We start from the raw sequence: 20,725 nt of genomic DNA, 5'->3' as shown, positions 1-20,725 counted from the left end.
AAGAAAATTTATTATGCTTCATAACCTGCGCTGACAGCTTGTACAAATTATTAACAAAGTGATTTTCATAAGATGACCGACAACAGAATTTCCCGAAGACTCCTCACTGTCACCGGACAGGTGCAGGGAGTTGGTTTCAGGCCCTTTGTTTACAAGACAGCACTCAAACACAAACTTTCCGGCACAGTACTGAACAGTCCGGAAGGTGTGCTCATAGAATTGCAGGGAAGTGAAGATGCACTCAACGGCTTTGACCAAAGCTTTAAGGACGACCTGCCAAGACTGGCCCGTATAGTTTCGCTGGAAAAGGAAAATCTTGCAGTTGTCGAAGGTGAAGAACAATTCTGCATTCTGGCCTCAACTGTCGGAGAAGGACATTGCGTACTGATAAGCCCGGATGTGGCGACCTGCCCGGACTGTTTTGCAGACATGAATGATCCGCGGAATCGCCGCTACGAATACCCGTTCACCAACTGCACCAATTGCGGCCCGCGCTATACAATTACCAAATCAATTCCATATGATCGTCCGGTCACTTCCATGGCCTGCTTTGAACTTTGTGATGACTGCCGCACAGAGTATGAGGATCCGCTGGATCGCCGCTTCCATGCCCAGCCCAATGCCTGCGCTGATTGCGGACCGAAGGTCTGGTTGACCGATAACGAGGGTAATGATCTTGCCGGACCGGGCATAGCTCTGCGCGAACTGGCAAAACTGCTTGCAGGCGGGAAAGTCGCCGGAGTGAAGGGCCTCGGCGGATTTCATCTTGTATGTGATGCATCCAATCCTGATGCCGTGCGTACTTTGCGCGAACGTAAAAACCGCCCCGACAAGCCACTGGCTGTTATGGTCCGCGATGTTGACGAAGCACGCAAACTAGCAGACCTCACCGACAACGACATAGAACTTCTGGAAGGTTTGCAGCGCCCCATCGTGCTGGCACCCAAAGGCGATAATTATTCCCTTGCTCCGGAAATTGCACCGGACACAGACTTCATCGGTTTAATGGTGCCTTACACCCCGTTGCATCAGGTATTGCTTAAATATGTCTCAACCTTGAATGATTCCGATCTTCCGTCAGCGCTGGTTATGACTTCAGGCAACATGAGTTCCGCTCCCATTTGCATTGGTAACCGCGAAGCCCTGAAAAGACTGCCTCATATCGTAGACGTATTCCTCTTCCATAACCGTGATATCCTTATCAGGGTAGATGATTCGGTAGCACGTTCTGTACCCGAATTTAACGGTGAATCTGAATCACGCACAGTCTTCATGCGCAGAGCCAGAGGTTACACTCCATCCCCTGTTTTTCTTGCACAGGAAGGACCATGCGTTCTGGGAACCGGACCGGAACTAAAGAACACCCTTTGTTTGACCAAAGGAGATCAAGCATTCAGCAGTCAGCATATAGGTGATATGCAAAACCTTGAGACTGCCAATTTCTGGAAAGAAATACGGATGCACCTGCAATCCATCCTTAAGGTTAAACCGGAACTTATTGTCCACGATTTACACCCCGATTACCTGACGACAGGATTTGCCGAAGAAATTTCACATGCAGAGGAAATCAAAACAGCAGCATTACAGCACCATTACGCCCATATCCACTCCGTACTTGCCGAGAACAAGCATCAGGGCCCGGCACTGGGACTAGCCTTAGATGGGACCGGACTGGGGGAAGACCGCACCATCTGGGGCGGTGAATGTCTGCTGGTTGATAACGAAAAACTGGAGCACAAACGGCTTGCCCGTTTTAGCCACCTACGCCTCCCCGGAGGAGAAGCAGCTGTACGAGAACCCTGGCGCATTGCCCGTGCAGCTGCAAAAGACCTCGGCCTTGACCCGGATCAGATTGCAATACCGAAACAATTTCAAGGCGGTCTGAAAATGTTTGATCAAATCCTTGAAAAGAATATTAACTGCCCGCCGACCAGCAGTTGCGGACGCCTTTTTGACGCAGTCTCAGCCATGCTAGAACTCTGCCCAGCCATATCTTACGAAGGGCAGGCGGCAATCATCCTTGAAAAGGTTCAGGATATGGATGACCAAGGAGTTTATGACTGCCCGCTAGATGAAACAGCCGAACCTTACGAAATCTGCACTGGAGAGCTTTTCAAACAGGCTTTCACAGATTTCCAAAACAGAATTTCACCAGCAATCATCAGCCGCCGTTTCCATCGCGGACTGATAGTGGGACTTGCCGATTGTGCAGAGCAGATTGCCGCTCAAACCGGAATCAAAACAGTTGGTCTAAGCGGCGGGGTTATGCAAAACCTGACCATCGCCGTAGAGCTTCCAGAGGAACTTCAAAAGCGTGGTTTGACTCCACTGGTCCACCGCTACCTTCCGCCCAATGACGGATGCATTTCACTCGGACAGGCAGTTTATGGGCAGCTGCTTCTTAACAGGGGATAGTCGATAACTATTGTTTTTGAATAATCCTTACTATTGTACTTTAATAATTGTTTTACAATAGTTTTGACTATTGCTTTACAATAATTTAAAAACAATAGTTATGAGAAACCCATTTCATACCGACATTCTGGAACCGGACCAACCATTCTGTAACCGCGTGGATGAATTGCGCGAACTTACCAGTCACGGTCGAAACGGCATGAACGCTGTTCTTTTCGCACCCAGACGCTACGGCAAGACCTCGCTGGTCAAGCGCGTGCAGCACAGTCTGAGTTCGGAAAATATCTGCGTGATTTACGCCCAATTCATGCGACTGGTTTCAGTGGAAGATCTGGTACACAGGTTAGCAAAAGCTATCATCAACGGACTGGATGAATACGAATCCATACTTGAAAAGGGAAAAAGGTGGCTGGCCCACTTCCCGTCAATTCAGACATCATTCACATTTGATCCGGTAACCGGGATTCCATCAATAGAAGTGCAACTGGCTAAACGTCAGCTTGATCCCATAGTTGCCCTCGAAACGATAATGGATGAAGTGGGTAGTTTCCTCGAAAAGGAAGACTTTCAGGTCTGCATTGCTCTGGATGAATTTCAGGATATAGTAGACATTAAGGAGCCTCGTGTAGAAGCCCTGCTTCGTGAACACATCCAACGCCACAAAGCTTCATACATTTTTCTTGGCAGCCGCCGCCGGGTACTGCTCGATATTTTCAACAACAGGGGCAGACCTTTTTACCAGAGTGCAATCATGATGGAACTCACCCCCCTGCCGGAAGATGAAAGTGTAGAATTTATAGTAGAACAATTCGCGCAGGCCGGTAAAAAATGTTCTCAAGACATTGCCAGAGAAATAACGCAGAAGGTCGAACAATATCCTTATTACCTGCAAGCTCTGGCCTACCGAACTTTTGAACTCTGCGATAAAGAATGCACCAAACAGGACGTAGCAAAAGCATACGATACTCTGCTTGAAAACGAACGCTACGGGTATCAAGGAATCATTCAAGGAATGAGTACAGGACAGCTCAAGCTGCTCCGCGCCATTGCTGCTGAAGGAGAAGCGGCCCTCACTTCAAACAGCTTCCTGCAAGCCTACAACCTTACTCTCGGCGGAGTACAATCAGCCCGCAAATTTCTCAGTGAACAGGATTTGATTGAGCAGAATGCCGACAAACACTGGGGGATTGTTGATCCTGTTTTTAGAGTTTGGTTGCGACAGGCATTTTAAATGAACAAAATAAAAATCCGGCGAAGCAAAAACTCCGCCGGATGACTTTAATCACATTTAACTTAGCTTTTCTTCAACTGTGAGATCAGTGATTTCAACTCCTGAGCGTTATGGGCAACAGATTCAACTGTCGATGCCGCATGCTGCATGGATTTAGCTGTCTCACCTGAGATTGTGTTTATCTCATCCATAGCATGAGTAACTTCTTCACTGGCTGCGGACTGTTCTTCACTGGCAGCAGCAATGGATTCTACCTGAACCGCGGTTTCACCGACAATTCCCACAATAGAATCAAGAACTTTGCCGGATTCCTCAGCAAGCTTTGTGCTGTGCTCAACGGATTGGGTCGCATTTCCGGTGGCTTCTATGCTCGCCGTAGTTCCGATCTGAATATTTGAGATAGCCTGAGCAACTTCCTTGGTGGCATCCATACTCTTTTCTGCCAGCTTGCGTACTTCGTCCGCAACCACGGCAAAACCGCGTCCGGCCTCCCCAGCACGGGCAGCCTCAATAGCAGCATTCAATGCCAGCAGGTTAGTCTGGTCAGAGATATCTTCGATCACGGTAATGATCGCTCCGATGTCCTGTGCCTGAGTACCGAGATCATCCATATTATTGCGCAGAAGATCCATCTCGGCATAAACATCAGTAATGGATGAAATCAGACTCTGAATCATGTCTGCTCCGCTGGAAGCAGCATCCCTTGCAGATGATGCATTATGTGCTGCATCCGAGGCATTGCGGGCCACCTCAATGACAGTGGCATTCATCTCTTCCATAGCCGTAGCAGTTTCAGAAGTACGGTCACTCTGGCGAAGCGCGCCCTGACTTGTTTGAGAGACCTGCACAGCCAACTTATCGGACTCACGGGAAACCAGATCGGTTATTCCTGTTGCCTGCTCTGCAATATCCGCCATCAATATGTTTTTATCTTCAATTTCTTTCTGCTGTTTTCTAATGGGAGTAAGATCATAAAAGACACAGAAGACTCCCATTAGATTGTTATCCAAATCAAAAACTGGGTTGGCGTTTACTTCTAGGATATGATCCTCATTACCGGCTCGAACAGTCAATTCCTGCTGTGCCATCCGACGCGATTTCAAAGCCTCCAAAACAGGAGAATTATGGTAATCGGCATCAATGGCGGAAAGCATTTTACCCTTATAGGATTCAGGACTTCCGCTATGCCCGTACGCATCCAGCAACATCTTGTTTGTGAAATTAATTTTTCCATCGGAATCAAGAGTCAATACAGGAAAACGTGCAGAGATTCCGTCCAGTACACCCTGAGCATAGCCCAAACGCTGCTTGAGATTAATTACCATCCGTTCAATTTCAACCTTAACTGACTCCAACTCTGCGGGATGATCACCCTCAAGCTTAGCATTCAGATCTCCGGCTGCAACCTTACCGGCAAAGTCACGGATTCCTCCGAGTTGACAGTTGAGGCGTCTGGTGATCAACAAAGTGATTATTACACCGAGCAAAAATGAAACAGCAGTTACAACAATCACCACCAAATTCACTTTATTTAAAGAATCCTCTAAATCAAAAAGTGCAGTTTTTGCTTCCGCAACTTCTTCGTGTGCAGAAGTGTCCAAGATAGTTTCCAACTTGTCGAAAATATCATTTTCCATGACATCGGCGGCATCAATCGCACGCTGGCGGGACTGTGGATCATACTTGTTAAAAATATTCTGCGCTTCAGATTCTATTGCCAGAAATATTTTTTCTATACGTTCAAATTCGACCAGCTCTTCAGGCGCATGATCGAATTTCTTTATTTCTTTAAGAAACGCACGAAACGAATCTGCATCTTTTTCGAAAGATTTCTTGGTTTCTGTCCCAGAGACATAACCTCTGATTGAGCCAAGCATATCCTCTGTCTCATCAACCATTTCATAATAGTATTTCAAGCCTGGTAAAAACTGGTTTCTTATCTCATCAATGCTGGCGGCCTTCATCCCGTTTTCATATTCTTCGTCTTTTAACCGATCCAGAATATCTTCCAACTCAGTACCCAGAGTTTCTTCAATTTCTTTCGCTTTGCCGTAAGCCCACTTTTCCGTTTCGGGATTGTAGGCTCGAAAAACTTCCCTCTCTGCAGAATCTGCAAAAGAATCTATAAGTCCCGATATCTGTTTAACCTTTGCAACTTCTTCGGAATGATTTGACTCCAGTTTGACTAAAGCCGCAAAGCGCGAATTCAATTCCCTATGGTTTTCTTTAAACCCCTGAGCCTCTTCGACTTCACCAGACAAATATTCCAGAACACAGGTCTGCATATCACCAATTTTATCAAGTAGCAGAAGATAACAGATCGCACCCGGAACATCGTCCTCAGCAATCTCTTTGGAAGTTGCTATACTTTTCAAATTCAGAACATAGGTGCTTCCTCCTAGAACTAGAAGCAGGGTAAGGACAGCTCCGAACCCCAGAATAAGTTGAGTACGTATTTTTAACATTCTAACCTCTTTGTATAATAATTATAAGTATACCACTTCTGTGAGAAGCAAATTGTCCGGAGCTCTAGCACAGCCATTCTGCCGGAGCAAAACAAATCGTGTTATAATTTTTCCCTCACCGGTGATTCGACTCATAACAGCCTATAAATACGACAGATATAAACATCCACTGATGAACATAAACAAAAAAAGCCCCCTACTCCAAAAGAGTAGGGGGCTTTTTTTGTTTATAGTCAGTAATATACTATTTAGTTTACCAGCCCTTGTGGCTCAGAATATCCTTAACTTTTTCCTCGGTCTTTTCTTCCACGAGGATCATCTTCTTAGCCTGTGCTTTCTTGATCTTGTCGGTCAACACGTTGATGTCGGCAGGCTTTTCAACAAAATCCATCGCGCCGAGTTTCATTGCCTCAATGCCTTTCTCTACGGTTGCGTGACCGCTAAGCAGGATAACCTGCATTTCGGGTCTGGACTTTCTGATGTGCTTAAGGGCTTCGATACCATCGATTCCGGGCATCTGGAGATCGAGTACAATTGCATCGAAAGTTTCAGAATCAACCTTGTCGAGAGCTTCCTGCGGATTGGTACATGCGGTTACATTCATACCGCGCAGTTCCATACGTTCAGCCAAACCTTCAACAAATTCCTTTTCGTCATCAACCAGAAGTACTTTTTCTGCCATCTTTTCTCTCCACCTGCATGAAGCAGTTTAAAGTAATTAAAAATTAAGAGTTAATATATTGTCCTGCTGGACATATGCGGATTTAGCACCCGCTTTAACGGAAATTGATTCAAGCTCTGCAAGTTGTTCTTCAGAAAGGACTTCACTCAATCCTGAAATTGCTACGGCATTAACGCCACCTACAGAGCTTACCTCGATGCCAAGTTTTCCATCCCTGCCGGCACTATCCATAGAATACTCAAGAGCTTTAGCCATGAGCATCTGGATAGTAAACGGGTCGCCCTTGCCGTTGACCTGTTCACCTTCTTTGAGAGTGACAGTGACACACTTACGTGAGGCCATGCGGGTCAACAGGGAAATAACCAGTTCCGTGAGTTCGCGGAAATCAACATCACATACCGGAAGGTCCACACTATGCGCAAACCGATTCATGTTTTTGATGATTCCGTCACCTCTTTTGACCTGCCCCTGAATTTTCTCAGCCAACTTAATCAGCCGTTGGGGATCAAGTTCCATGCCCTGCGCAGCCATGAGTGAAAAATCCTGCAACAGGCCGGCATCTTCATTGATGATTGCCAAGACATTCTTGAGGTCATGGGAAATAGCCGCGCTGATCTGCCCGAAAAAGCAGAGTCCGTCACGGTCTTTATGCTGTGCTGATGCTCCCATGCGATACTCCTTGTGGATGTTTATTTAGATCCCAGAGCCAGATTGATCTTTTCCACCAGCTCTTCAATCTTAACGGGCTTGACCAGATAACACTCTGCTTCGGCCGCTCCCGCCTTGTAATCATCTTCCGAACCGTGGCCCGAAAGAAAAATATATTTCATACCTGAACGAATATTGTTCAGCTCGGCCCGGAGCTCCAGCCCGCTCATACGAGGCATTTTCACATCCAAAACCGCGAGATCGTATTCATTATTTTTAACTTTATCTATTGCTTCCGCCCCGGAACAGGCCCAATCAGCATCAAATCCCCTAAAGGAAAGTCTTTCCGCCAACGCTGAAACCAGTTCTGATTCATCATCAACCAATAAAATCTTCATCGACTAACTCTCCCCATTTATATTGGGAACAACAGGCAGCATGAAGCTGAACTCAGTACCTTTACCCAGCTGGCTCTGAACCTTCATTTCACCGCCAAGATCCTGCACCAGACCATAGGTAATAGATAATCCCAGCCCGGTTCCGCCTGATTGTTTTTTAGTTGAATAAAACGGTTCAAAAATTCTTTTCAAGTCAGATTCGGGAATGCCACATCCGTTATCTTTCACTGAAAACAGCACTTGCCCTTCATCTCCACGCTCAACCCTGATCCAAAGGGCTCCCCCGTCTTTCATGGCCTGAAAGGCATTGTTAATCAGGTTCAGTAAAACCTGCTCAAGCTTGCCTCTATCAGTGACCACCTCATAAATTCCATCATCCACGTCCACACTCACATCAATGCAGCGATACTCAGCTTCCTTATCCAGAAAACTCAGAACTGTATCGATCACCTTACGTGGATAAACCGGACGAAATTCCATATCGGTCTGACGGGAAAATCCCAGCAGCCGCTTGGTAATCCGTCCGCAACGTTCAACAGAACCGATAACTGAATCCACGAGTCCTATAACCCGCTCATCAGCATCGTAAGCCTTGCTGAAAGTAAAAAGATCTTTAAGCAGTCCGGCTTTTTCATTGATGATAGCCAAGGGGTTATTGATCTCGTGAGCCACCCCGGCAGCCAGACGTCCAATGGAGGCCATGCGATTATGATGTTCCATCTGCTGCAAAGCCTTGGAACGGGTCATATCAGCTATGTAGATACGATCAACCAGATAAGAAGCTACCGCCCACATAACCAGAATAATGACTGCAATACTGATAATGGTGAACCAGGTCACCGTATCGCGGGAGCTCTGCCAACCGCCCATGTACTCGGCTTCAGTCTTCACATAGAGAAGTACGAAAGGGGTATTTTCAAGATAGGCGTAGCCAACCATGGCCGGAGCACCCTTGCGATAAGAAATTTGTTCCACTTTGGTACGGAAGGATTCTTCAGGGAGTTCAAAACCTATCTTTGAGAAAATCTCACCGTTCCATTTGGATGGAGTTTGTAGAATCCCTTCCCTGTTCACCAGAAAGACATCTTCCCCGGCAGAAAGAACCAATGAAGACAGAATTCCGTTAAACTGCTTGGTATCGAGAGTAGCACGCAGAATCTTGAAATGGTTGGTCTTCTCGTCAAGCATATGCTTTAAGGCGATGACAAGGTGCGGGCTATCTCGAAATCCCAGAAAGACTTCACTGATGTAAATGCCCTGCTCCACAGTCTGCTCGAACCAGTCCTGTCCTGCATATTCCCGGCCCTCAAGATTGTAAGGACCAACATAGGCAACCTGCTTACCAGCTTTGTTAATAACACCGAGATCAATGAATCCACCGAAACTTTTTTTCAATGAACTCAGCATCTCACCCAGTTTCTCAGGATCATGGAAAGAGCGGAAATCATGCATTTCAACCAGCAGCTGTAATGCTGATTTCCGCTCCTCCAGAAAGTAAGAAACCGAACGGCGGGTATTGGACGTAGTCCTAGCCGCCTCCAGGGTATTTTCAGATATAATCGCTCCCCGGGTGACGCTGAAATCGATGGAAGCCATAATCAAAATGGGAACAAGAGATACCGCAACAAGGATTCCAATACAAAGCTGCCAGATTCGCTTGTAGTCAAACAGCTGCTTGTAAGGTCCTGCGGACTTGGGGTCCGCATCCCAGAATTCCGGCTTGAATATTCCCTTTATGTTCATGTCCCGCCCCGGAGAGGTTAGTTATTAAGCGTTACGCACTTTGGCGTAAGCATCCTTAAGAGTCTTGCTGAGAACATCGATATCCACAGGCTTATTCAGATAAGCGAACGCGCCGAGTTCCATACAGGTCTTGCGATCGTCTTCGGAACCGTGACCGGTAAGGATGATAACTTCAATGTTGGGACGGTCGGATTTAACACGACGCAGAACCTCAATACCGTCGATGCCGGGCATCTTCAGGTCAAGAATCATTACTTCAGGCTCATCATCCTTAACAACATCAAGTGCGGACTCACCGTCGTAAACGACTGCGGAACCGAGGTCACGAAGCAGCAAACGTTCAGAGAGGGTCTTAACAAATTCACGCTCATCGTCAACCAGCAGGACACGGGAAGGAAGTTCGAAATCCATGCGGCGATAGATATCAGCCTCATAGTATTCCTTGCCGAAGGTCACATCCACGCTCTTCACGCCTTCCAGAGGTTCGGCTATTTCGCGCAGATCCTTCTCAAGGCGGTCAACCATGAGCACTTTTTTATTAATGGCGAGAGTTACCTTGCCTTCTTTTGCACTGACGAGAACATTATGTCCTTTGGTTACCAACGCAGTCTCAACCTGAGCAGCAAGCAGGAAATCCTGAACAGCCTTTTTGGATGCTTCAGTAACCTCTACAGCTGCGTTGTTCAGCTGTTCTTTAATCAAAGCTACGGATTCATCGGCACCGGTTTTATCTGCAGGGATAATCATATCGTAGAGAGATGAAGACCAGGGATCATTGTTCCCGGTTATGTCGCGAACCCATATGGCACGCTCTTCATCACTATGATGAATTTCTTTTTCAGCCTCACTTTTGGAAAGACCGGACTCATTACGAGCAATTTCCACCCTCTTCTGCAAGTCATCGATAATGCAAACCTTGAGAATATGGCTGATTTCCTGAGACAAAAGCTGAGTAACCATTCCAGATACAAGCAGAGCCTGACCTTCGGCAAGTTTCTGAGCAAGAGCCAAACGAAGCCAGGAAATAGCACGTTCTTTTTCATGGCTGAATTTATTGAAAATCGAAGTCTTGGGAGAAAAAGCCTTAATTATGGCCTTTTCACTCATTCCTCCAAGCGCTGCAGCATCAGCAACGAGGTCACCATCTGTAACCAGCTTGAAATTAATGTCATCTATCAAGCGTTTTACAATGGCATCAGCCTGACAAAACAGACCGCTGAAGATAAATAGATCAGACATTAGCAACCTCCACTAGGCGTTACCGCGAACACGGCAATATGTTGTGAGCGGACAATCATCCTCAGTACCATCATGATGAGCTTGAGCATGGGTTCTGCAAAGAGCACTGTCGGTATCTGCAAACACATGATCTTTTCCGATTTTCTCAAGCAAATGAGTCCTTTCAAGCACATCCATAACACTCTCATTTACGCCAGAAAGAGAGATATCTCTTCCACCGCTTCTGACAGTATCAACAATCAAGGAAAGAGCTTCTTCGCCGGATGCGTCAATATCGTTAATACCGCTGCAAACAAGAATGATATGCTTCAACTTAGGCATATTCATCAGACGATCGGTAATCTGGTCTTCAAGAAAACTAGCGTTTGCGAAGAACAGGGGACCGCCAAAACGGACAATCGCGATATGATCACACTCACGCAGACCATGAATACTTGCATCACACAACACTTCATCCTCTCCCTTTGACAGGCTTGAAACGCGCGGACGCATACTCTTATAAAGAAACACGCCAAGCGAAAGAGCCACACCAATCATGATACCCTTATCAAGGTGCGGTGCAAAGGCAAGAGTTGCAATAAATGAAATAATTGAGATAGCTCCGTCATATTTCTGGGCCTTCCATGCGTGGATAAAACCGGATGCGTTGATCAGTCCGATAACAGCCATCATGATAACGGCAGCCAGAACAGCCTGCGGCAGATGGTACAGCAGCGGAGTGAAAAACAGCAGGGTTACGGCCACAATGGCGGAGGTAAATACACTGGAAAGTCCGGTTACAGCACCAGCCTGCAGGTTAACTGCGGAACGGGAGAACGAACCGGAAGCAGGGTATGCAGAACCGCAAGCACCAAGCATGTTGGCAAGCCCCTGACCGATAAGTTCCTGGTTAGGGTCAAGTCTCTGGCCGGTTTTGGCAGCCATAGCCTTTGCAATAGAGATAGCTTCCATGAAACCAAGCAGAGAAATGATAACTGCGAAAGGAAGCAGCTTAAGGATAACCTTAAGATCAAGAGAGGGAACCGCAATTGCGGGAAAGCCTGAAGGAACGTTTCCGACAACAGCCCCGCCGCCCATCATTTTCAAAGAAGCGGTGTCGAGTAATTTGTTCCCAACTTTTACACGCCAGGTACGCCCATCGGTGGTTACACCCTCGGGAGCTTTACCCTGTACGTAGAAAGTCATGGAGCCATCGACCTGCTCTACACCGTCAAAGAGGAGATGACGCAAAGAAGCGCGCAGTTCATGGGATTTATGCTTAAGAACATTAACCTGATAATTAACTACCGCAAGATCATGCTCTGCATCGTAGTAACCGATCTGGTTTTTATCTGCCTTGGCCTTATCTTCAAGGGCCGCAATTTCAGTACGTTTAACCGCAAGGTCTTCAATGCCGGTAACAGACTTATTGAAATCAGCAATAAGGGTCTGTACCTCAGCATCCTGAATAGCGGAGATATCAACTCTCGCATCATGGTTAAAGCCGGTAGCCCATGAAAGCAGAGTGGTGATTACAACAGCACAAAGTACGTTTGGAATCTTTGGGTTAACCCGCTTCAGCCCGACCATGATGGCGAAGGCCAGAATCCCCATACCCAAAGTAGGTAGGTGGGTATAATGCATTGCTCCCTTAATTACTCTCATAATTGTTTCAAAATGGAGCTCAGCTTTGTCCACGTAAACGCCGAACATTTTTGAAAGCTGAGAAGAGGCAATAATGATAGCCGCTGCGTTGGTAAAACCGTTAACAACCGGGTGAGACAGGAAGTTAACAACCAGACCGAGGCGCAAAACGCCGAGCAGGAACTGGAAGACACCTACCAGCAGTGCCAGCAGCAATGCATAGGCGATATAGCCTTCACTACCTGCGGTTGCCAGAGGCTCAAGGGAAGCTGCGGTCATAAGGGATACAACAGCAACGGGACCGGTAGCGAGCTGACGGCTGGAGCCGAACAACGCTGCCACCATGGGAGGAAGCAGAGAGGCGTAAAGACCGTAGTAAGCAGGCATACCTGCAAGCTGCGCATACGCCATGGACTGGGGAATAAGAACCAGTGCAACGGTCAGACCGGAAATGATGTCCGCTCTAAAAGCCGCTCCGCTGTACTTTTTGAACCAGCCCAGAAAAGGAAAAATTCTAGTAAGCATGAGATAAACACCCCTAGTTAGGTTTCAACATCCTACGGATGGACTCAATCAAGTCATTGAACAGAGCACCCGCATCGTAGAGATTAAAATTCTTGAATCTCACTAAACCATCGACCATCGTGAAAATGATGAGTGCACTCTTCCGGGGGTTGACCTCGCCGATGGAGCCATCATCCAACCCCTTCTGGATAGCCTGTTCAAAAAGTATGACCAGACAGTTATAGATGGCTTCGAGGTTTTCCCGGAATTCAGGTCGGCTTTCGGCGAACTGATAAAGAAAATGTCGGTGCAGAAGCAGAAACTGATATTCCATCCGTCCAGCAAGAAGAAGGTAAAACGCAACCACCTCTTCCATCTCTTCAATACCGGTTCCAGGCTGATGCTGATCCATATGAGCCTCGAACTCCTCCAATATACGAGCCTTGGTTGCCTCAAGGATCGTCAACAGGAGATGCTCCTTATTCTTGAAGTGATAGAAAATGGTTCCTTCCGCCGCTCCGGTCATCTTGGACAATTCCTGCATGGAAGTGTCTGCAAAACCCTTATTAGCGAATAGGATGGTGGCAGCCTCCAGAATTGCCGCCTTCTTTTTGGACATCTTGGTCATTGTTTCTCCTCTTTGAAAAAACCGACTGAGCACTCAGTCGGAATCTAAAATAATCTGTATCCGGGTTCAATGTCAACCCGTCCATTTTTTCACAAATATGACACAAATAACATTATAAATATTTTTAATATTTGTGTTTTTATGTATTTTTAACCCTAAAATCGACATGATATTTTTTTCACATAACTCATTTTTATCCTTAAAACTGAGTCACCACTCGGTTTTAATTGACAAATTTTTTTCGTTTTTGCAAGAAAAACTGAGTGCACACCACAAAAAAAAGCCCAAAAAATGGGCTTCTCGAACTCACTTTAGAATATGTATCAATTACTTTTTTTGCTACCTACTTTCAATGTATGACTTAAGGCCAGCCTGTTCTTTATATTTATCCAACAAACCTTCAGCCTTCATTGAACGCAAAATTGCGGCAACCTTCGGCGCAAGATGCTTATTTTTCTTATGCAAGTACAAATGCGCGGTAAATTTATCCATGACCCCAACGATCTTTAAACCACTGTCTCTGAACTCATCAGAATCCAAAGCACTCATGACATCCATTTCCGCCCCGATGTACACATCTGCCCAGCTACGAATTAGTTTCTGAAATCCACTTGAGATACTGGCGACCTTATCCAGCTTTCTTCGTTTAACATACCTGGGAAGATTAACCTCACACCCTTTGATTCCTCTACGGTAAACAGTCCTATACCCCGTTCCATTTAAACTACTCCAACCGTCCAACTCGATATTGGGTTTCATGGCCACAGCAATAAAACCAGATTCCCAGTGCGGCTCTTCAACCCTGATTAAATCGGGCTTAGAATCCCCATAGCTGTATATACGTGAAAAATCACCATCAACCTCTCCTGCATCCAGCAACAATTCACACCGCTTGGCTGGATATACTTTGTAATTAAGTATTATTCCAAGACGATTGAAAACTTCCGTGTAAACAAGGTTTAAATACAATCCGTCAGGATTAGTTATCGGCTTATGAGTTACGAGGGTAAGTGTTTTATGTTTAGCAAAGGAGGGCAAAACTCCAACCATCAATAGAGACATCACCAAGAAGAATGCACTTAAAACATATTTAAACATCACGCCCACCCTTTATAAAAATTCACACAGCCACCACTTTATAACACAGCCACATAAAAATAACATTATTTTTAAAATGCGACTCTAATTTATGGCTAATCTGCTCGGATAATATCCAAATAGTTATCTTATATTTAGTATGTTTACCTAAAAAAAGGCCCCGCTTTCGCGAGGCCAAATAAATGCATGATAATGTTTTTTACTAACTAAAAAGGTAACCCATTATTAATGATAATTGCCTGAGAAGAATTTACCCCACCTTGTGCTATTAAACCAACAATGTCATCTTCGAGATTCTTGTTTTCCCACTCAATTACCGCATAGCCATATTCATGGGAATACCCCTGCCCCATTGCTTCAATACGTACTATTGCCGATTTACCTGCACCAATTTCAGTATTACTATTCATAAAATTGTCCAAGGTAACATAGTCAGTCTTAATCGATGAATCTTTATTATAAACTGTCACTTTCACGATAAGATCACTTTTTGAGATATTACTTATGTTAATTGTAGTCACCTCATTTCCCCCATACTGATCTTGAACCGCCAACCAAAACGGAACAATGGCTTTCCCACTCCCAGCAATCGCTGCAGAGCACAACATCATCGACACAATACAAGTCATCACAACAATTTTTAAAACTCTCATTCAAAACTCCTAAATTTAAAGTTTACACTTATTAGAACAATTCCAATTAAACTTTTATCGGGCATATCTAGAAAGTCTTTAGACATAACAGCAAAATAATTATTTAAAAAATATCATTTATAATTAAACACAAAAAAGCCCTGATCCGCTCACGCAGATCAGGGCTTTGAATTCAAATCAATTTATCTGGACTACTTAAATACCTTCAGCACTCCGCCAAGAACATCAAGATATTCCTCAACCATTTCCGGTTGAATATCTGCCATATGTCCTACACGGAAGATTGGGGATTCGCCCTGCTCTTCCAGCTCTTTGTTAATCTTGCCGTATCCCGGATCAAACAGGTAACCATGCCCGCGCATGAGCTCTTTCACTTCCTTAAGCTTATCAATACTCATATGAGAAGGAGTTTTGAAAGTGGTCAGGCTGGGAGAGCGAAAGCCTTCCTGTGCGAAAAGTTCGTAGCCGTCCATTGTCTCAGCCCATTTATGGGCAATAGTACGCATATCTTCATGACGCTTGAATCGACCTGCTACAGTCTCATCATTAACTATATAGTCCAACTGCACACACATCTGGTTAGCGAGAGTGCCGTTGGGGGTAGTAAGGGTCTGGTTGATCTTGGCCTTACCGACCTGAGCGATAATGTCAGTGGTGTATCCTCGGTTCGCAACGGACTCAGCTTTCTGTAAAGCCTCCTCGCAAACAAAACCGATACCGAATCCTGCAGGCAGTCCCAGAGATTTCTGGGTAGAGGTGCAGTACATGAGCGGTCTGCATTCATTAATAAATGTTGGTGCACCTCCAAAAATCGAAACAGCATCAATGATCGGGGCAGCTCCATGAGCACGAATCATTTCGCAAACCGCAACAACATCGTTGATTACACCGGTCGAGGTTTCGTTATGAGTGAAAGTAACCACATTGGGCTTATGTTCTTTGAGGGCTTCTTCCAATTTTTCCAAACTGATAGCCTGACCATAGGGGAATTTAAGCTGAACAGCATTCTTACCGTTAACAACAGCCAGCTTGTGGTAAAGATCACCAAATGCGCCGACAGAAACATTCAGCACCTTATCGGAATCCGCAACAAGTGAGCGAATGGAGGCTTCGAGCACATTGGTACCGGAACCATTGAATATAACCGGACTATATCCTTCAGGATTTCCGGCAATAGTTTTAAGATTGCGCATGATTGGTTCGAAACGCTTAGGATTTTCTGCATCCCGGTGTCCGAATTCAGGAAGAAGCCCGGCTTTACGCACTTCTTCGCGCAAAAGAATGGGGCCGGTTATAAAAAGTTTGAGTTCTGCAAAATCGTCACCGATCATTAATAGGCCCTCTCTTTTTCAAATTTATTAATTTTTTAGATTTATATTACGAATTTCGAAATGAAGTTTAAGAAACGATCAAAAGTGAGAAATATGGAGGCAGAAATAATCATTCACTTCCACCTTTTATGTCAAGCATTAACCGCATACAGACCTTTACAATCGGCGGTACCGCCATTATATCTAATGAAGTCCGGCCCATCATTATAGGTCTCCCGCTTCTCAGCGCAAAAGACGTTTTCAGCCGGAAAAGCAAAATCTATCTTGCATTCCTTAATCCTCTGCATCATAAAATATTGCATAGAAATTCAGGGATTTAAGTATCTAAGCTTAAATTTACAAGCTGATAAAAATCATTATTTTGCAAAATAGTTGCTTGATTTTAACCACTGTGGTCACTATATTCCCTTTTTTCTTCACAGGCGGGTGTTCTGCTCCCTGTAAAAACAACAACAATTCACGGTAAGACAATTATGCCTCAATTAGGTCCCCATATTTCTATTCCTGCCGAAGCCCTGCTACAAAGGGTACTCGGCCTTGATCCCTTTGAATTTAAAGGCTGGCCCGAAGATGTGCGTACCCTTGCGGAAAGCATCGCAGCTGAGCTTTTCCTTGTGCGCTACAACCCATTCATCAATCCGGAACTGGTCCGCAAATCAGTATCCCGCACACTCACCCTTGCCCGCCCCACCCTTTCCGGTGAGTACCCGCAACGCTTAACCCGTGCAGTGGAAAATTTCTGGCTTAAGCAGGATGCGGATATGGAATTTCGGGACAGATTCGTCGAAAAGATGAAAGAAATCCTGCCTGAACACTGTATCGGCCTTGAGCCGCACACTGTTGTGCAATCCGCAACAGATGCCACTGACCTGCGTATTGAACTGCCCATCGCGGTTCTTTTTCCGGAAGATACCGAACAGGTCCGGGCCATTGTACGCCTTGCGAACGAAATGCAGTTCGGCCTGATCCCTCGTGGTGGCGGAACCGGAGCAACCGGGGGCGCTATCCCGGCTCTTGACCGCACAGCCGTTCTTTCCCTTGCTCGCTTCAAAAAAATTCTCAGCGTAGACACCGATGCCATGACCCTTTGTGCTCAGGCTGGTGTAATCACCCTTGATGCCATAAAAGCTGCGGATAAAAAAGGCGTGCTCTTTACCGTAGACCCCGCATCAAAAGCCGGATCTTCCCTTGGCGGTAACATTTCCGAGAACTCCGGCGGCCCCTTTGCTTTCGAATATGGCTGCACCATCGATAACATCATCAGTTATAAAATGGTCATGCCTAAAGGCGAACTTATTGAAGTGCGCCGCAAAGGTCATCCCGGTCACAAGATTTTCGCCAACGAGAATGCAACTTTTGAAATCTTTGATTCCAAAGACCGTCTCATCGACACTATCGAACTCACCGCCGAAGAAATCCGCACCACTGGACTCGGCAAGGACGTAACCAACAAGTACCTTGGTGGACTGCCCGGCGTACAGAAGGAAGGGGTCGACGGTATCATTACTGAATGCTGCTTCGCCCTTTATCCCAAGCCGAGCAACTCTCGCGTGCTCTGCCTTGAATTCTTCGGTCGCTCCATGCGCAACGCCATGCTGGTTATCAAAGATGTTGTAGCACTGCGCGACACCATCCGTGAGGAAGGTGACCTTGTAAAAATCTCTGCACTGGAAGAATTCGGTCCCAAGTACGTACAGGCTATCAAGTACGTTAAAAAATCCGAAAAGTACGAAGGTGATCCCATTTCCGTACTCATTCTGCAGCTGGATTCCGATGACGAAGCTGCTTTGCAGAGTGCAGTAGACACTATCCTTTCCATTGCCCAGCCCTATGACGGGGTGGACATATTTGCAGCCCGAGACGAAAAGGAGGCGGAACTCTTCTGGGAAGACCGCCACAAGCTTTCCGCTATTGCTAAACGCACTTCCGGCTTCAAGGTTAACGAAGATATCGTTATTCCTCTTGAAGTTATACCGGACTTCTCGGACTTCCTTGAAGATCTGAACCTGATCTACCTTGCCAAAATCTACCGGCGTTCTCTGCTTTCCATCAAGGAATTGCAGGGATTCCCGATTGAGGAACCCAAAGTTGAGCTGGCCCTTGAGCGGACCACCAACATCCTCAAAGGCAAAATTACCGGCAAGGATATGAGTGACCAGGAACTTGAAAGTCAGGTCTATTACCTCTTTCAGGAACTGCGCGACGAATTCCCCAAGCTGGACTCAAAAATCAACAAGATTCTTGCCAAGCTCAAAGAACAGCGCATCATCATCGCCAACCACATGCATGCCGGTGACGGTAACTGCCACGTGAACATTCCGGTCAACTCCAACGACCCGGATATGCTGCACAGCGCCCACGAAGCAGTTGACGATGTATTTAAGAAAGTTCTTGAACTTAAAGGTGAGGTTTCCGGTGAACACGGAATCGGCATCACCAAGATCGACTACCTTTCCGAGGAAAAGATCGAAGCCATCAAAGCTTACAAGCTCAAGGTGGACCCGCTCAATATCCTCAACCCCGGCAAGCTGACCCGCAGGAATCTTCCTTCTCCGGCATACACATTCTCGTTCAACAGGCTCATTAACGACCTGAACAAGACTGCTATCAAGGATAAGGAACACCTGATGGAGCTGCTCCAGAACATCCAGACCTGCACCCGTTGCGGAAAATGCAAGCAGGTCTGCCCCATGTTCTTCCCTCAAGAAGGACTCATGTACCATCCGCGCAACAAAAACATCGCACTGGGTGCACTCATTGAGGCCATCTACTATTCACAGGTACAGCGCGGCGAACCTTCTCCGAATCTTATGACCAGACTCAGGAAGCTCATGGAGCATTGCACCGCCTGTGGCCGTTGCACCTCTGTCTGCCCGATCAAGATTGATTCCGCAGGAGCAGCACTCCAGATCCGTTCTTTCCTCGAATACAAAGGTGACAGCGGACATCCCATCAAGAATGCCGTACTCGGTTTCGTAGCCAAGGACCCGCAGAGCAGATTACCCAAGGCAGCCAAATTCCTGTCCCTGTCCGCAGGATTGCAGGCCAAGGCAATCGGACTTATTCCCGGTCACTGGCGCAGACGCATGGAATCACCCATGCTGCACAGCAAGACCCCGGCCATGGATTTCAAAAACCTGTCCGAGACCATCAATCTCGACAAGGGTTCCATGTTTCTGCAGAACACCCCCGCACCGGACAGTGTCTACTACTTCCCCGGCTGCGGTGCGTCCCTGTTCTCCAAGGACATCGGTATGGCAACCCTGTACCTGCTGCTCAAATCCGGCGTGAACGTAATCATGCCGGCCAAGCACCTTTGCTGCGGTTATCCGCTGCTGGCAAGCGGCTGTGTTGAAGCTTACAACACCAACCGCCACCGCAACATCAGCGACATTCAATACCGAATCGCCAAGGCTTCCATTGCAGGCATGAAGGTTTCCACCCTGATCACCGCCTGCGGAACCTGTCGCGAATCCCTTGAATCATATGAATTCAAGGAGCTTGGTTACGATATTAACCGTAGTGATGCCGTTCAATATCTGCTGACCAATCCGGGCAACCTCAATTTCAACACTGCCAATGCAGCAAGAGATGTGATCTACCACGCCTCCTGCCACACCGAATGGACCGATGTGAAAAAGAACAAGGCCCCGGAAATGTACCGAAAAGCAGTTGCCGACATGCTCGGTGCTGAGGTAAAACTCTCTCCCGGCTGTTGCGGAGAATCCGGTCTCGGCTCCATCACCAGCCCTGAAATCTATAACAAGCTGCGCGACCGCAAGGGCGGACAACTCAAGAAAGATCTTCAGGGATATGGTAAGGAAACCCCGGTACTGGTAGGCTGCCCGTCTTGTAAAGTAGGTATCAAGCGCAACATGGATACCCTGAAAAAACAAAACCGCGTACTCCACACTGTGGAATACATGGCCGAGCTTATCGGCGGACCCAAGTGGCGCAAAGATTTCAAGAAAGAACTTGAAAGAGCCACCCGTCAGGATGAACTCGTATTGATATAAGCTTGCCTTCGGCGACCCTGCCGGGGCCCTTAAACCCTTTCCAAAAGGGTT

At 46.5% G+C, this 20,725-nt stretch carries 14 protein-coding genes; 3 read left to right on the top strand and 11 right to left on the bottom strand.

Features of this window, described 5'->3' with window-relative positions; genetic code table 11:
* Positions 1 to 72: 72 nt before the first annotated feature.
* Both hypF and DESAL_RS05710 read left to right on the top strand, forming a co-directional pair.
* Positions 73 to 2,415 (top strand): carbamoyltransferase HypF, encoded by a 2,343-nt coding sequence (gene hypF, locus DESAL_RS05715; protein ID WP_015851021.1) that lies wholly within the window; start codon positions 73 to 75, stop codon positions 2,413 to 2,415.
* A 100-nt stretch (positions 2,416 to 2,515) separates the two neighbouring features.
* Positions 2,516 to 3,646 carry an AAA family ATPase gene (locus DESAL_RS05710; protein WP_015851020.1) on the top strand — a complete coding sequence of 377 codons (1,131 nt, stop codon included), beginning with the start codon at positions 2,516 to 2,518 and terminating at the stop codon, positions 3,644 to 3,646.
* Positions 3,647 to 3,708: 62 nt separating this feature from the next.
* Here the strand turns inward: DESAL_RS05710 and DESAL_RS19665 are convergent, their stop codons facing one another.
* The 11 genes from DESAL_RS19665 to DESAL_RS05655 form a co-directional block, all read right to left on the bottom strand.
* A complete protein-coding gene (locus DESAL_RS19665; protein WP_015851019.1) occupies positions 3,709 to 6,111 on the bottom strand; it encodes a methyl-accepting chemotaxis protein in 2,403 nt (800 codons plus the stop codon).
* 253 nt (positions 6,112 to 6,364) lie between these two features.
* Positions 6,365 to 6,793: a response regulator gene (locus tag DESAL_RS05700; protein ID WP_015851018.1), complete on the bottom strand. Its 429-nt coding sequence runs from the start codon at positions 6,791 to 6,793 to the stop codon at positions 6,365 to 6,367.
* A 36-nt stretch (positions 6,794 to 6,829) separates the two neighbouring features.
* On the bottom strand, positions 6,830 to 7,462 hold the full coding sequence (locus DESAL_RS05695; protein WP_015851017.1) for a sensor histidine kinase: 633 nt from the start codon (positions 7,460 to 7,462) through the stop codon (positions 6,830 to 6,832).
* 20 nt (positions 7,463 to 7,482) lie between these two features.
* Positions 7,483 to 7,839, bottom strand: a complete 357-nt coding sequence (locus tag DESAL_RS05690; RefSeq protein WP_015851016.1) for a response regulator transcription factor — start codon at positions 7,837 to 7,839, stop codon at positions 7,483 to 7,485.
* Between the two features lie 3 nt (positions 7,840 to 7,842).
* Complete coding sequence (locus DESAL_RS05685) at positions 7,843 to 9,582, bottom strand: sensor histidine kinase (RefSeq protein ID WP_015851015.1); 1,740 nt, start codon at positions 9,580 to 9,582, stop codon at positions 7,843 to 7,845.
* Between the two features lie 24 nt (positions 9,583 to 9,606).
* Positions 9,607 to 10,821, bottom strand: coding sequence for a response regulator (locus DESAL_RS05680; protein WP_015851014.1), 1,215 nt, complete (start codon positions 10,819 to 10,821; stop codon positions 9,607 to 9,609).
* A gap of 12 nt (positions 10,822 to 10,833) precedes the next feature.
* A complete protein-coding gene (locus tag DESAL_RS05675) occupies positions 10,834 to 12,969 on the bottom strand; it encodes a SulP family inorganic anion transporter (protein ID WP_015851013.1) in 2,136 nt (711 codons plus the stop codon).
* Positions 12,970 to 12,982: 13 nt separating this feature from the next.
* Entirely contained in the window at positions 12,983 to 13,576 is a 594-nt protein-coding gene (locus DESAL_RS05670; RefSeq protein ID WP_015851012.1) for a TetR/AcrR family transcriptional regulator, read from the bottom strand.
* A 339-nt stretch (positions 13,577 to 13,915) separates the two neighbouring features.
* Entirely contained in the window at positions 13,916 to 14,674 is a 759-nt protein-coding gene (locus tag DESAL_RS05665; RefSeq protein WP_015851011.1) for a substrate-binding periplasmic protein, read from the bottom strand.
* Positions 14,675 to 14,880: 206 nt separating this feature from the next.
* A complete protein-coding gene (locus DESAL_RS05660) occupies positions 14,881 to 15,327 on the bottom strand; it encodes a hypothetical protein (protein WP_015851010.1) in 447 nt (148 codons plus the stop codon).
* A gap of 191 nt (positions 15,328 to 15,518) precedes the next feature.
* Positions 15,519 to 16,658, bottom strand: coding sequence for a pyridoxal-phosphate-dependent aminotransferase family protein (locus tag DESAL_RS05655; RefSeq protein WP_015851009.1), 1,140 nt, complete (start codon positions 16,656 to 16,658; stop codon positions 15,519 to 15,521).
* 473 nt (positions 16,659 to 17,131) lie between these two features.
* Between DESAL_RS05655 and DESAL_RS05645 the strand changes: the two genes are divergently transcribed.
* A complete protein-coding gene (locus DESAL_RS05645) occupies positions 17,132 to 20,674 on the top strand; it encodes an FAD-binding and (Fe-S)-binding domain-containing protein (RefSeq protein WP_015851008.1) in 3,543 nt (1,180 codons plus the stop codon).
* Positions 20,675 to 20,725: the final 51 nt, after the last annotated feature.

The organism is Maridesulfovibrio salexigens DSM 2638 (assembly GCF_000023445.1).
GTDB lineage: Bacteria > Desulfobacterota > Desulfovibrionia > Desulfovibrionales > Desulfovibrionaceae > Maridesulfovibrio > Maridesulfovibrio salexigens.
The sequence above is the reverse complement of the archived record's forward strand: the minus strand, read 5'-3'. Positions and strand labels throughout refer to the sequence as shown.